The organism is Melioribacter sp. Ez-97, assembly GCF_051488665.1.
Lineage (GTDB): Bacteria > Bacteroidota > Ignavibacteria > Ignavibacteriales > Melioribacteraceae > Melioribacter.
In genome coordinates this window covers 128,463-141,438 of sequence record NZ_JBPSEG010000001.1, presented here as the reverse complement: position 1 = coordinate 141,438, position 12,976 = coordinate 128,463, and the positions used below count along the sequence as shown (strand labels likewise).

Here is a 12,976-nt window from a genome sequence, read left to right as displayed (position 1 = left end):
GAGTAGTTGAAATGATTAAAGGCATCTATTCGGTGGCAAGAGGAATGGTTCAGAGGTCGCAGAATATCGACATTATAGCCAATAATATTGCCAATATAAACACCACCGCATATAAAAGAGAAATACCTTTTTCCGAATACATTAACGAGGCTGGAGAAGCGCAGTTCAAAAAATTAACGAGCATGCAGCAGGGCGAGACCGTGCTTACATCCAATCCTCTCGACGTGGCAATTTCCGGCAGAGGATTTTTCATGATTAAAAACAGCGACGGTCAGTACGAATTGACCCGCGACGGAAGATTCCGCCTTTCGGACGACGGCTATCTCGTGGACGGACAGGGGAATAAGGTTCAGGGTAAAAGCGGCGAAATTTATATGGGCGAATTGATCAGAAATAAAGACTCGGAAATTAAAATTTCCAACAACGGCGAAATCAGAGTCGGAAATCAATTCATTGACACCATACTCGTAGTTGACGTAGAATTTCCAGAGAGTTTGAATCGTATCGGCGCCTCGAATTTTTTGCTGGGGAATCAGCCGTTTAAGGAATTGAGTGAAGACGATTTCAAACTTGCTCAGGGATATCTGGAAGAATCGAATACAAATCCGATTCTGGAAATGGAAGCGATGATTGCTTTGAATAAATCGTACGAAACTTCGCAAAAAATAATTAATGCGCTTGATCAATCGCTTGATCACGCGAATCAAATTGGCAAAATATAAACGAGGTAAATTATGCCGACAAGAGCTTTGAGAACTGCGGCATCAGGAATGTACGCTCAACAGATTAATATCGAAGTTATATCGAACAATATAGCGAATATCAATACTACCGGTTTTAAGAAAAACCGAGCCGACTTCCAGGATTTGATGTATCAGGAAGTCAACATTAATCCTTTGACAAGTTCAACGCCGGGCATTTACGAAACGACAAATAATAAAGTTCAGGTTGGAAACGGAGTTAAGCCTGCGTCCACTCAGAAAATTTTCAAACAGGGCGACCTGGTTGCAACGAATAATCAGATGGACCTTGCAATCTACGGCGACGGATTTTTCCAGGTGCGCAAAAGCGACGGCACATTTGCATATACGCGCGACGGTTCGTTTAAGCTGAACGCCGACGGCAGAATTGTAACTTCGAGCGGTTACGAACTCGACCCGGGTTTTACGATCAACAACGACGTTGTAAATCTTATGATTGCCAAAGACGGAACGGTCGAAGCCGAATTGGTCGACGGTTCGCGCGTTACTCTCGGCAGTATCGAAATTGCCCGTTTTATGAATAACGGCGGTTTGGTCGCTCTGGGAGATAATTTATACGGAGAAACCCCTGCCTCCGGTCAACCGATACTCGGAACGCCGGGCGAAGACGGTTTCGGTGAAATTCATCAGGGATATCTCGAAACTTCAAATGTCGATATCGTCGAAGAAATGATTGCTATGATTGCAGCTCAAAGAGCTTACGAAATCAATTCCAAAACCGTTAAAACGGTTGAAGACATGATGACAATGGCAAATAATCTTAAGAGGGGATAATGTTGGCAATATTCGTTTTAATATTGCTTCAATTATTTCCGGGAGATTCATTCGAATCAAAATTGCAAAAATATTTATCCGAAAAATTGTCGGACTATTCCGGTTTTACTTTCAAAGTAAACAGTATGCCCCTCAACTACAGCCGTATCGAAATCGACGATACCCGGCAATTGAGGATAAGCAACAGATATGCATTTTTGCCCGTTCAGGTTTACGATGCATACAGCAATGTAAATAATTCGTTTATAACCATAGAGATTGAGCTTTTTAAAACTGTGTTTAAAGCAAACAGGAAAATTGAAAGAGGAGAAACGTTGAGCGGCGACATGTTCGAAGCCGTAGAAGCCGAAATTACTTCAATTAAAGGGACTCCCGTTTTCGAAAAGGAAGAAATTGCAGGCAAGCGGAGCCGAACCGTTATTAACGAAGGCACGGTTTTGACGGAAGAATTGATGGAGCCTGTGCCCGACGTTTACCGGGACGCTAAAGTTGTTCTGCATGTAATAAAAGGGAGCGTGGACATTTCTGTCGACGCTACCGCGCGGCAGGAAGGACGAATCGGCGAAATTATACGCGTAATTACTACGGATAACAAAATATTCAGAGCAAGAATAATCGACAAACAAAACGTTTTACTGGAAGACTAAAATGAAAAAATTAACGATTTTTTTAATAATTACGACCGCCAGCCTGTTCGGACAGAATATGAGGCAGAATTCGCTCTATTCTCTTTTTGCTGACAATAAAGCGGTTGCAATCGGCGACGCTATTACGATTATTGTAATGGAATCGTCCCAGGCGTCAAACAACGCCGAAACTACAACCGGCAGAACAAGCAGCATCGGCGGCAGTTTCTCCGGCAATATGGACAGCACTCCTCTGCCGAAGGCAGACGGAAGTCTTGGTACGAATAATTCCTTCGAAGGCTCAGGCTCGACCAAAACTACCGGACTGGTAAGAACAAAAATAAGCGCTCTCGTCGATACCGTATATGCAAACGGCAATATGCTTATTACGGGCAGCAGAAAAATTGTTATAAACGGCGAAGAGCAGGTAATTAAAATTAAAGGGATTGTAAGACCGAGCGACATACTGCCAGACAATTCTGTCTATTCGTACAATATATCGGAAGCCGAAATTACTTTCGAAGGCAGCGGTATGATCGACCGGTCGCAAAGTCCGGGCTGGTTAACCAAGTTATTCCATTGGTTATTTTAAGGTGTTTCAATGAAAATTAAGGCTATAATATTTTTTCTGATTTTAATGACTACCTTGAATGCGCAGCGCATCAAGGATATCGCGTATTTAAACGGAAACGATGCGGAACAAATTATCGGATACGGATTGGTTGTCGGTTTGGCGGGAACGGGCGACAGTTATAGGTCGTCTTTTACCATTCAATCGGTGACCAGTATGCTTAAGAGGTTTGGAATTACGGTCCCGCAGCAAGATATCAGAACAAAGAACGTAGCTGCCGTTATGGTTACTGCAACGTTGAATGCAAATTTAAAACCCGGAGCTGAATTCGACGTAACTGTGTCGTCAATCGGCGACGCTACGAGTCTTCAGGGCGGCACTTTACTGATGACTCCATTATCCGGGATGAGCGGACGGGTCTATGGGTTTGCTCAGGGACCGATCTCCGTGGGCGGTTACGATATTAACACTTTTTCCGGCAACAGGATTTCCAAAAATCATTCACTCGCAGGCAGAGTGCCTCGCGGAGGAAGATTGAAAGAAGCCGTCTCTTTCCCCGAATTTTACGAATCGGAAGTGTCGGTCTATCTCAAAGAACCGGATATTACAACGGCAAACAATATCAGCAATGCAATAAATACAACATTCGGCGGCAATATTGCCAAAGCGCTCGACGCTGCTGAGGTACGAGTTTCTGTTCCGCAGGAGCGCCAGGATAATTTAATCGGATTTCTTGCCGAGCTCGAAAATATTAATGTGGAAGTAGATGAAGTTGCCCGCGTCGTATTAAACGAAAGAACAGGAACCGTTGTTGCTGGCAGCAACGTAAAGATTCAACCGGTTTCCATTACGCATGGCGGCTTGAATATCCAGATACGCTCTTATCCGATAATTTCTCAACCGAATGCGTTTTCGAGAGGCGAAACTACGGTGTTTAATAATCTTGTGCCTTATGTTTCGCAGGATTCGAGTAAAACAATTGCAATCCAGGGAGCAACGAACGTTCAGGAAGTAGCGGCTGCATTGAACTCGCTCAAAGTGTCGCCGCGAGATATAATTGCAATTTTCCAGGCTCTTAAAGAAGCCGGCGCATTAATTGCAGAATTGGTGATTATGTAATATGGATAATCTTACTATTAAAATAAGCGAACCGGGCAAGCATCTCAACCGGATGCAAAATGTCAATGAACGCTTCGACAACAAGCAAAAGTCGAAAATTGCCGAAGCGGCGTTGAAATTCGAAGCCCTTTTTACTTCGATGCTCCTTCGCTCGATGAACAGCGCTACCGGCGAATTGTTTGATAACGGGGAAAATGAATTCGGAGTTAAAAACAATTCCAATTTGTTCGGATTGCCCGACGGCTTCGACGCAATATTTGAACAGCAATTTGCCGACTTTATGACCAAAGGGAAAAGCATCGGCATAGCGGAAGCAGTCTATAAAAAGGTTACGGGCGAAGAGATGCCCAAAACTGTTCGCGCTAATTCTTTCAATCGTACTGTTAAAATCGATACTAAAAAATACAATACCGAATTCAGAAGTTTAAAACCCGCAGCCGATTCGTTAAACCGTCTTAGTAAATACGAAGAGATAATCGACCAAGCTTCGACCGAATTCGGCGTCGATAAGAATGTTATACGGTCGGTAATATTGGCGGAGTCGGCGGCTAAACAAAACGCCGTTTCGCCGGCAAACGCAAAGGGTTTGATGCAATTGATCGACTCGACTGCAGCGGAAATGGGAGTTAGAAACAGTTTTGACCCTAAGGAGAATATATTCGGCGGCGCTAAATATCTGGCTAAAATGCTTCGACAATATAATGGGAATTTGGAGCTTGCTCTGGCTGCGTATAATGCCGGACCGGCTAACGTGGAAAAATATAACGGCATACCTCCTTTCGAGGAGACGCGAAAATATGTGGAAAAAGTAATCTCTTATTTAAATCATTTTAATGAGAATGAATCATGAACCTGGAAAATTTAATTGAATCTCTAAAAAGGCAGGAAAAAAATTTCAGCGACCTCCTTGAAACGATTAAAACAAAAAAGGAAGCGTTGCTAGAAAACGACGTTGCAAAACTCGATAAAGCCGTCGACAGCGAACAAAAACTTCTCCATTTGATTCAAAAGGAAGAGAAGGAAAGGAAACGATTAACTTATGTTTTTGCAACCGAGAATTCGATTGAATTAAAAAACGCATCGATTGAAGAATTGTTGAACAAGATGCCGCAGGCAAGCGGTAAATTAAAAAGCGTCAGGGATTCGATTAAATCTAAAGCCGCTGAAATTATAAAAATTAATTCCCAGTTGACGGTTTTGGTAGGCGTATCGCGTAATCTTATTCGGGATACTGTAACGACTTTGTTGGGTAAAGGGAAAAAATCGATTGTTAACAAGAGAGTATAGTAATGGGTATCGGTAAAATATTCGACATATCGGTGCGTACAATGGCTACGTACCAGCGCGCCCTCGACGTAACGTCCCAGAACGTATCGAACGCGGGGAACGACGAATATACGCGTCAGAAAGTTATTTTCGGCACGGAAGAAACTCAAGCCGGAATCGGAATGGGCGTTAAAATTCAGGATGTTGTTCGCGTTAAAAACGACTTGATCGATAAACAGATTTACCAATACCAGTCGACTTATTCGGACGCCAATAAACGTTCCGAACTGCTACAGCAGGTGGAGACTATTTTAGCCGAACCGGGCGATTACGGTCTGTCGAGCTATTTCAATCAATTCTTTAATTCCTGGAGTCAACTGGCTACAAATCCGACTTCCATACAATATCGTACTCAAATTATCCAGAACGCGCAAAGATTGAGCGAACGGTTTAAGGATGTGTACGACAGCATAAGCTCGCTACAGCATCTATTGAAAAACGAGACCGTTTCGAAAGTGGATCAGATGAACTCTTACTTAAAAGAAATCTACGATTTGAACAGAAAAATTTACGACAACGAAGCCGTGGGCATTAAAGCCAGCGAACTGATGGACAGAAGAGATTTGCTGTTGAACGAATTGAGCAAACTTGCTAACATAACGATAAGCAACAATGAATACGGAACAGTAACCGTGAGCGTTGGCGGCGTGCTTGCCGCAGACAGGAATGTTTATACGGAATTTACTGTAAAACTTGACGGAGGTAAGTTAAAGGTCGTTCCGAAAGCCGACGAAAACAGCGCCGTTGTCCTGAATAACGGAGAATTGTTCGCTCTGACGGAACTGTATTCAAAACAAATACCAAAATACAAGAGCGATCTGGAAAATCTTGCCAATGTTTTCATTGATAAAGTAAATGAATTACACAGACAGGGTTATACGCTTGTACAAAGCGGATCTTCGTCGACAGACATACCGTTCTTCGGAACGCTCAGCGGCGGCTCGGTGGTGGACGCTTTTGTAGACGGGAAAATAAATATTAATCCCGCAATACTTAATAATCCCAAGAATATTGCCGCTTCCGGCGTAGCCGACAACGACGGCAATTCCGATTATGCCGTGAACATCGCAGCTCTTGCCGATACAAAATTCAGCGAACTCGGCGATCAGACGATTCTGGAAGCTTACTCAACTATTTTGAATAACTTCGGACTGGAAAAAGTTCAAAGCGACAATCGCATCCAAACGAGCGAAATGGTGCTGCAACAGTTGAATCTTCAAAAATCATCCTACTCGGGAGTGTCAATTGACGAGGAGATGACCAACGTAATAAAATACCAGCGTTCATACGAAGCGGCGGCTCGGTTGATTCGCGCTGCTGACGAAATGTTGGAAACTATCATTCAAATGGTATAAAAGATGAGAATTACAGAAAACATATTGTCGAATAAATATCTCTATAATCAGGATAAAATTAACAACGAAAAAGTAAAGATTCAGAACCAGCTTATTACGAACAGCCGTATCGAAAAATTGAGCGACGATTTGTTCGGTTCTCTGGAGATAATCAATATCGATTCTCAAATTAAGAAAATAGAGACGTATCAAAAGAATATCGATTACTCGAAAGAATTCGTAAAATTCACGATCAACTCTCTGGATAATATAGTCGGCGAAACTCAGAAGATCATCACTCAGGTGGTAAATATCGATAATGCGGTAAACGCGAATTTCAGTACGGTTGCGCAATCCGTACGAGCGTCGCTCGAATCGATAGTGCAGAACTTAAATTCTAAATATAACGGCATGTATTTGTTCGGCGGCACAAATTATACGACGGAACCGTGGTCGATCGACGCAAACGGTAAAGTGGTAACTAATTCCGCCGACCTGAGCGGCGAGGTCAAAGTGCAAATTTCAAGCGGCATAAAAGACAGCGTCAATGTGCCGGGCAGTAAAATTGAATCCAGCGATTTACTCGCTACGATAAACGATATTATCGATTCGCTCGACGCAGGCGTAGTGCCTAATCAGGCTCTTAAGGACAGATTGAATGCCGCTTATAATGAAATTCTCTCTATTCAGTCATTGACCGGAGAGAAATACAACAGGCTGGAAGATATCAATACAATATTGGATAATCAGTTGACTGACGCTCAGGAAATGCTTGCAAAAAGAAAGGAAATAGATCCTGCGGAACTGTCGATTGACCTTCAGTACCAGGATTATTTATTGCAATTGTCTTATAAATTGGCTTCATCCATATTACCAAAATCAATTCTGGATTATATGTAATGCGAAAATCGGGAGCATTTATCGGTTTAACGTTGGGAGTTTTTTCGATATTCGGCGCATTTATAATCGAAGGGGGATCGATAAAAGCGCTTTTTATTGTATCGTCTCTTGTTATTGTTTTCGGCGGAACGTTTGCCGCGGTTATTATCGGATTCGGACTCGATAATTTCAGTAAGATATTTCAACTTATCCGGCTTGCTTATTTCCCGCCGAAGTACGACATAAAAAAAATTGTCGATATTTTTATTGAATTGTCGGTTAAAGCAAGGAAGGAAGGACTGCTGGCAATCGAAAAAGACATTGCCAAATTTCCTTACAACTTTCCGCGGAAAATGACTAAATATGCCATCGACGGAATCGACCCCGAGTCGATTTACTCTCTGGCTCAAATGGAAATAAAGGCGATGCAGGAACGTCATTATTCGAATATCTTTTTGTTTACGAAAATGGGGGGCTATGCTCCCACTATGGGAATTATCGGTACCGTGATGGGTCTGATTATGACTCTGGCAAACGCAGGCGCCGACCCGAATTCATTGATAAAGAACATTGCAACCGCGTTTATTGCTACTTTATGGGGCGTTTTCAGCGCCAATATAATTTGGTTGCCAATCGGAGACAGACTTAAAAAATGCCATTTGGAAGAAAAAAATATGATGGAAGTAACTCTGGAGGGAGTAATCACACTCCTAAGTGGAGAGATTCCTTCGATAATGAAAGCGCGTCTGGTTGGAATGCTTCCGACCTCCGAGCAATACGAGAAAATAAGCGCTTAGATAACGAAGAAGAAACCCTCTTCAGAGAAGACAACGATAAGGATCGGTATTTGATTACTTATGCGGACCTTATTACTCTATTATTGGGACTGTTTATAATTTTATATGCAATGTCGAATATCGATACGGCTAAATATAAAAATGTCGCCGCGGCAATGGGGAGCATTTTCGGCAGTTCCGCCAATTTGTCTTTGCTGCAGGAAGGCAAAGTTATTCCAAGCCCGAAAGAAAAGTTAGCCGATCAGTTATCGAGATTGATCGAAACTTACAATTACGGCTCCTCGATAAGACTCGAAGAAAATGAACGCGGAATTACAATCCACATTTTGGACGATATATTGTTCCCGTCCGGACAGGCTACATTGAACGAGAGTTCAAAGCTCGTTTTGCAGAGATTGGCTCGCGTTATAAGAGCTTTGCCCAACGATATCAGAATCGAAGGCCACACCGATAACGTCCCGATTAATACCGTTCGTTATCCTTCAAACTGGCACCTGTCGGTCGACAGGGCGTTAAGCACCGCGTATTATTTGATAAAAGAAGAAGGCATAAAGCCCGATAAAGTTTCAATCGTAGGCTATTCGGAATATAAACCGATAGCCTCGAATGATTTGCCCGAAACAAGGGCGTTAAACAGAAGAGTAGACATAGTAATATTAAAGTGAGAGGTTATGAAGCTTAAAACTAAACAATTCGGCGAAATCGAATTCTCCGACGACCTGATTCTTAATTTTAAAGAAGGTTTGGTCGGATTCGAAACTCTTCGTAAATTTATCCTGATTAAACCGGAGGATACTCTTTTTTATTGGTTAAACTCGGTCGAAAATCCGGATATCGCTTTCCCGCTTTTCGGTTTGAGATTAATCGACGAAGAATATCCGCAGGTTGAGAATCATGAAGCTTTTGGCATCGTTATTCTGAATCCTGACCCGTTGAAAATTACGGTTAATATGAAAGCTCCCGTATACGTTAATCAGGACGACAAAACGGGATATCAGAAGATTCTCGACGATGAAAAGTATTCACTCTATTACAATTTATTTACAGAGTAAGCCATGTTAATTTTATCAAGAAAAGTAAACGAAGAAATTAAAATCGGGCCCGACATAACGATTAAGATTCTTTCGATTTCGGAGAATCACGTTAAAATCGGAATAACCGCGCCCGATTCTGTCGAAATTTACCGCGGGGAAATTTACGAAAAGGTAATCGAGATTTCGCGCGAAGCCTCTCAACAGAAGGGCGCCGATAATGTCGACTTGTCGAAATATAAAATTAAAAAGGTTAACAAATGACCACATTTTTCGACAATAAGGTGCGAATTCTGGTGATTGATGATTCGGATATTATTCGTAATGTTATCAAAAATTTTCTTTCCGAATATAATATAGAAGTAGTAATGTCGAGCGACGGTCTCGAAGGAATTCAAAAAGCCATCGAGTTTAAGCCGAAACTTATTTTTCTGGATTTAATGATGCCCAACCTCGACGGACTCAGAATGCTGAAGGTAATTAAAGTGCTCGACGATCTGAAGGACATTCCAGTGGTTGTAATAAGCGGTCATACGGACAAGAAGAATGTAATTGAAGCAGTAAAATCGGGAGCGGTGAATGTAATTTCGAAACCATTATCGAAAACGATTTTGATTAAATCGATAAAAGAAGCGCTCGGCAACGACTTTTTTGCCAATTTGAGGAATCAGAAGCTCTTGAGCAACGAAGAAAAAAAAGAAATAAAGGAAACAATAAAAAAACTTTTTATTTCGAACTTGCCGTTAAAAATCGACGCCATTAAAGAAGCTCTAATTGCAGAAAAACGCGAACTTTTGAGAACGATTATCCATGAACTGAAAGGGAGCAGCGGGACGGTCGGTTTTAGAAATCTTTCTCGTATTTGCGCTGAAATAGAAGAAAAAATTTCCGATAATAATAACGATTGGCGTACGATCGAAAATTCAATTGAAAACTTGTTTAACGAAATCGAAGTGCTCGAAATTCTAAACTCTAAATAAGGTGTTAATATGTTCGTTATTGTAGGTATTGCTGTTGTATTTATATCGGTAGTTGCGGGTTTTACAATTGCCGGCGGCAATCTCGTTTTGTTGATTCAGATATCCGAATTTATTACGATCGGCGGCGCCGCAATCGGCAGTATTCTGATTGCGTCGCCTCCCGCCTTACTGAAAAAAATTATGGCTCAATTACCTACGTTATTCAAAGGACACTCGGCGTCGAAAGAAGATTATATCGAAATGCTGAAAGCTTTCAGTATGCTTTTTCTTACGGCGCAGAGGGAAGGACTGCTGGCAATCGAAAAGCATATTGAACAGCCTGACAAAAGCGATATTCTTTCGAAAAGCAAACTTTTAATAGAAGACCCGGTTAAAAAAGATTTCTTTTGCGACACGATGAAAGTAATGCTTGCGGGTTCGGTGCCGCCTCACGAACTTGAGAATTTAATGGACGCCGAAATCGAAACATTCGAACTCGAAAACAAACCCGTTTCCGAAACGATTGGTCGCGTGGGCGATTCATTGCCGGGTTTGGGCATTGTGGCTGCAGTTCTGGGCGTTATTATAACAATGGGATCGATTAACGAAGGACCCGAAGCCGTCGGGCACCACGTAGCGGCTGCGCTCGTTGGAACGTTCCTGGGAGTTTTGCTGTCATACGGCTTTGTAAATCCAATGTCGGCAAACCTGCACCACATAGTGTCGGACAAAGCCCAGGAACTGAAAATTATTAAGACATTTATTCTCGCTTATGCAAAAGGCAATCCGCCGTTTGTAGCCGCCGAAATGGCAAGACGTACAATTTTTTCGGATCACAGACCGACATTCAGCGAGCTTGAAAACGCTTTGAGAGGTAAGAAATAATGGCGGAAGCATCGAATAAAAGACCAACTCTTAAAAAACAGGACGAGCCGGCTCAGGAGGTATCGTACGACGAACAGCCTCCGATAATTAAAAAGATAAAAAAGGTCGACGGAGGACATCACGGCGGCGCCTGGAAAGTGGCTTACGCCGACTTCGTTACCGCAATGATGGCTCTCTTTATTGTGCTATGGGTGCTGGGTCAAAGCGAGGAAGTTAAAGAAGCCGTAGCTGGCTATTTCAATGACCCGATAGGATTTTCGACAAAAGGTAAAGGCATTCTCGACGGCAGCTCGAGTTCTCTGATCGATGCAAAAATTCAAGCCGAAATTCAGAAAAAAGAATCCGAAAGGCAGGAACTCGAAAAAATGGGCGAAAAATTAAAAGAGGAACTGACAAAAGAAACTGACCTGGAAAGCTTAACGGACCAGGTAAAGATCGAAGTTGTTAAGGAAGGCTTGAGAATTGAATTGATTGATTCTGCAAACGACATCTTCTTTGAAGTCGGTACAGCCGAGTTAAAACCGGAAGCAAAACGAATTCTGAGTAAAATTGGAGCGGAAATCGCTAAAATGAACAACAAAATTATTATCGAAGGTCATACGGACGCGCGCCAGTATAAAAACGACGGAACGGGATATACGAATTTCGAGCTGAGCACCGACAGAGCCAATTCGGCTAAACGCGCGCTGGTGGCAGCCGGCGTTTCAGAAAAGCAGATCGACGAAATAAGCGGCTATGCCGACACACGTCTCCGCGACCCCGAAAATCCTTACAGCTCTATCAACAGAAGAATCAGCATTACTTTGAAATATTCGACAAATTAATTTGAGTTTGGAAAAGAAGAAAATATTGATAGTCGAAGACGACCAGCTCCTGCAGGATTTTTACAGAGTCTTATTCAATAAAATCGGATTCGAAACCGTAATCACGGAAGATACCGAGGAACTTTTTTCGCATCTCAACGGTAACAATGTAGCTTTGATTATCATGGACGTAAGTTTGAGAAATACGTATCTGGAAACCGAAAAAATCGACGGAGCCAAACTTTCGCGGTATATTAAAGAAAATTTTGTTAATTTAAACGTACCGATACTCTTGGTTACTGCATACTCCAAAAGCAAAGAAGGCAGCAGTTTGTTAATTGAAAGCAAAGCCGACGATTACGTTTTGAAACCGATTGTAAGTATAGATCTTTTTTTACAAAAAGTTAACAGGTTGATTTATGAAAGATAAAATCCTTGTAGTAGAAGACGAAAAAGACACCAGATTTATACTGGAAAAGTTACTTACGCGCAACAATTACGAAGTGGCTACTGCAATAAACGGCGAAGACGCTCTCGAAATTTTGAAAAATTTCAGCCCGAAGGTAATACTTGCCGATTGGACAATGCCCGTGCTCGACGGACTTTCTTTATGTAATATTTTGAAAGCCGACGAAAAATTCAAATCGATCTACTTTATTATACTCACCGCACGTTCGTCATTGAAAGACCGGATTATGGGTCTCGATATCGGAGCGGATGATTTCCTTGTTAAACCGGTTGAAAATCAGGAATTGCTTGCGCGAATCCGTTCGGGAATCCGCATTTATAACCTGCAAAACGAATTAAAGAACGCCGAACACAGCAAAGCGGTGGTCGACCTGGCATGCACAATCGGGCACAAAATAAATAATCCGCTCAGCAGTTTAATGCTTTCTTTGAAATCGATCGAAAACGAACTTAATGATGAGAGCAAATCGAAATTGGCGGACGACTTAAAAGTAATGAAAGAATCCGTCGAAAGGATCAACAAGTTCGTTCAGCAATTGATTTACCTCAAAAATCCCCAGGTAATCGACTATATCGACGAAAACCGAATGATTAAGACCGACTAATCTAAAGAATTTGCCTTTTCCTTCGATAATAATATCGG

At 42.1% G+C, this 12,976-nt stretch carries 18 protein-coding genes; all 18 read left to right on the top strand.

Annotation, left to right across the window (positions count from 1 at the left end):
• Positions 1–11 precede the first annotated feature (11 nt).
• From ACSSWA_RS00565 to ACSSWA_RS00480, 18 genes are read left to right on the top strand one after another with little or no spacing between them, the layout of a single operon-like run.
• Complete coding sequence (locus ACSSWA_RS00565; protein ID WP_437354657.1) at positions 12–722, top strand: flagellar hook-basal body protein; 711 nt, start codon at positions 12–14, stop codon at positions 720–722.
• 12 nt (positions 723–734) lie between these two features.
• Complete coding sequence (flgG, locus tag ACSSWA_RS00560; RefSeq protein ID WP_437354656.1) at positions 735–1,535, top strand: flagellar basal-body rod protein FlgG; 801 nt, start codon at positions 735–737, stop codon at positions 1,533–1,535.
• Positions 1,535–2,182, top strand: a complete 648-nt coding sequence (flgA, locus tag ACSSWA_RS00555; protein ID WP_437354655.1) for a flagellar basal body P-ring formation chaperone FlgA — start codon at positions 1,535–1,537, stop codon at positions 2,180–2,182. The genes flgG and flgA overlap by 1 nt, the downstream gene beginning before the upstream one ends.
• A gap of 1 nt (position 2,183) precedes the next feature.
• Entirely contained in the window at positions 2,184–2,753 is a 570-nt protein-coding gene (locus ACSSWA_RS00550) for a flagellar basal body L-ring protein FlgH (RefSeq protein WP_437354654.1), read from the top strand.
• A 9-nt stretch (positions 2,754–2,762) separates the two neighbouring features.
• The gene (locus ACSSWA_RS00545) at positions 2,763–3,851 is read left to right on the top strand and encodes a flagellar basal body P-ring protein FlgI (protein ID WP_437354653.1); all 1,089 of its coding nucleotides are present in this window, start codon (positions 2,763–2,765) and stop codon (positions 3,849–3,851) included.
• Between the two features lies 1 nt (position 3,852).
• Positions 3,853–4,701, top strand: a complete 849-nt coding sequence (locus tag ACSSWA_RS00540; RefSeq protein WP_437354652.1) for a transglycosylase SLT domain-containing protein — start codon at positions 3,853–3,855, stop codon at positions 4,699–4,701.
• A complete protein-coding gene (flgN, locus tag ACSSWA_RS00535) occupies positions 4,698–5,138 on the top strand; it encodes a flagellar export chaperone FlgN (RefSeq protein WP_437354651.1) in 441 nt (146 codons plus the stop codon). The genes ACSSWA_RS00540 and flgN overlap by 4 nt, the downstream gene beginning before the upstream one ends.
• Positions 5,139–5,140: 2 nt before the next feature.
• Positions 5,141–6,532, top strand: a complete 1,392-nt coding sequence (gene flgK, locus ACSSWA_RS00530; protein ID WP_437354650.1) for a flagellar hook-associated protein FlgK — start codon at positions 5,141–5,143, stop codon at positions 6,530–6,532.
• A gap of 3 nt (positions 6,533–6,535) precedes the next feature.
• Positions 6,536–7,411: a hypothetical protein gene (locus ACSSWA_RS00525; protein ID WP_437354649.1), complete on the top strand. Its 876-nt coding sequence runs from the start codon at positions 6,536–6,538 to the stop codon at positions 7,409–7,411.
• A complete protein-coding gene (locus tag ACSSWA_RS00520; RefSeq protein WP_422880525.1) occupies positions 7,411–8,187 on the top strand; it encodes a motility protein A in 777 nt (258 codons plus the stop codon). The genes ACSSWA_RS00525 and ACSSWA_RS00520 overlap by 1 nt, the downstream gene beginning before the upstream one ends.
• Positions 8,166–8,852, top strand: a complete 687-nt coding sequence (locus tag ACSSWA_RS00515) for an OmpA/MotB family protein (RefSeq protein ID WP_422880615.1) — start codon at positions 8,166–8,168, stop codon at positions 8,850–8,852. The genes ACSSWA_RS00520 and ACSSWA_RS00515 overlap by 22 nt, the downstream gene beginning before the upstream one ends.
• Positions 8,853–8,858: 6 nt before the next feature.
• On the top strand, positions 8,859–9,239 hold the full coding sequence (gene fliW / locus ACSSWA_RS00510; RefSeq protein WP_437354648.1) for a flagellar assembly protein FliW: 381 nt from the start codon (positions 8,859–8,861) through the stop codon (positions 9,237–9,239).
• Positions 9,240–9,242: 3 nt separating this feature from the next.
• On the top strand, positions 9,243–9,482 hold the full coding sequence (gene csrA, locus ACSSWA_RS00505; RefSeq protein WP_422880523.1) for a carbon storage regulator CsrA: 240 nt from the start codon (positions 9,243–9,245) through the stop codon (positions 9,480–9,482).
• Positions 9,479–10,198: a response regulator gene (locus ACSSWA_RS00500; RefSeq protein ID WP_437354647.1), complete on the top strand. Its 720-nt coding sequence runs from the start codon at positions 9,479–9,481 to the stop codon at positions 10,196–10,198. Before csrA ends, ACSSWA_RS00500 begins: the two co-directional genes overlap by 4 nt.
• Before the next feature lie 9 nt (positions 10,199–10,207).
• Positions 10,208–11,062 carry a flagellar motor stator protein MotA gene (motA, locus tag ACSSWA_RS00495; protein WP_437354646.1) on the top strand — a complete coding sequence of 285 codons (855 nt, stop codon included), beginning with the start codon at positions 10,208–10,210 and terminating at the stop codon, positions 11,060–11,062.
• Positions 11,062–11,886 carry an OmpA family protein gene (locus ACSSWA_RS00490; protein WP_437354645.1) on the top strand — a complete coding sequence of 275 codons (825 nt, stop codon included), beginning with the start codon at positions 11,062–11,064 and terminating at the stop codon, positions 11,884–11,886. Before motA ends, ACSSWA_RS00490 begins: the two co-directional genes overlap by 1 nt.
• 7 nt (positions 11,887–11,893) lie before the next feature.
• Positions 11,894–12,295, top strand: coding sequence for a response regulator (locus ACSSWA_RS00485; protein WP_437354644.1), 402 nt, complete (start codon positions 11,894–11,896; stop codon positions 12,293–12,295).
• Entirely contained in the window at positions 12,285–12,938 is a 654-nt protein-coding gene (locus ACSSWA_RS00480; RefSeq protein ID WP_437354643.1) for a response regulator, read from the top strand. The genes ACSSWA_RS00485 and ACSSWA_RS00480 overlap by 11 nt, the downstream gene beginning before the upstream one ends.
• The last annotated feature ends 38 nt before the right edge of the window (positions 12,939–12,976 follow it).

Coding starts and splice junctions, on each gene's coding strand:
- ACSSWA_RS00565 (WP_437354657.1), top strand. CDS start 12: ATGATTAAAGGCATCTATTCGGTGGCAAGAGGAATGGTTCAGAGGTCG.
- flgG (WP_437354656.1), top strand. CDS start 735: ATGCCGACAAGAGCTTTGAGAACTGCGGCATCAGGAATGTACGCTCAA.
- flgA (WP_437354655.1), top strand. CDS start 1,535: ATGTTGGCAATATTCGTTTTAATATTGCTTCAATTATTTCCGGGAGAT.
- ACSSWA_RS00550 (WP_437354654.1), top strand. CDS start 2,184: ATGAAAAAATTAACGATTTTTTTAATAATTACGACCGCCAGCCTGTTC.
- ACSSWA_RS00545 (WP_437354653.1), top strand. CDS start 2,763: ATGAAAATTAAGGCTATAATATTTTTTCTGATTTTAATGACTACCTTG.
- ACSSWA_RS00540 (WP_437354652.1), top strand. CDS start 3,853: ATGGATAATCTTACTATTAAAATAAGCGAACCGGGCAAGCATCTCAAC.
- flgN (WP_437354651.1), top strand. CDS start 4,698: ATGAACCTGGAAAATTTAATTGAATCTCTAAAAAGGCAGGAAAAAAAT.
- flgK (WP_437354650.1), top strand. CDS start 5,141: ATGGGTATCGGTAAAATATTCGACATATCGGTGCGTACAATGGCTACG.
- ACSSWA_RS00525 (WP_437354649.1), top strand. CDS start 6,536: ATGAGAATTACAGAAAACATATTGTCGAATAAATATCTCTATAATCAG.
- ACSSWA_RS00520 (WP_422880525.1), top strand. CDS start 7,411: ATGCGAAAATCGGGAGCATTTATCGGTTTAACGTTGGGAGTTTTTTCG.
- fliW (WP_437354648.1), top strand. CDS start 8,859: ATGAAGCTTAAAACTAAACAATTCGGCGAAATCGAATTCTCCGACGAC.
- csrA (WP_422880523.1), top strand. CDS start 9,243: ATGTTAATTTTATCAAGAAAAGTAAACGAAGAAATTAAAATCGGGCCC.
- ACSSWA_RS00500 (WP_437354647.1), top strand. CDS start 9,479: ATGACCACATTTTTCGACAATAAGGTGCGAATTCTGGTGATTGATGAT.
- motA (WP_437354646.1), top strand. CDS start 10,208: ATGTTCGTTATTGTAGGTATTGCTGTTGTATTTATATCGGTAGTTGCG.
- ACSSWA_RS00490 (WP_437354645.1), top strand. CDS start 11,062: ATGGCGGAAGCATCGAATAAAAGACCAACTCTTAAAAAACAGGACGAG.
- ACSSWA_RS00480 (WP_437354643.1), top strand. CDS start 12,285: ATGAAAGATAAAATCCTTGTAGTAGAAGACGAAAAAGACACCAGATTT.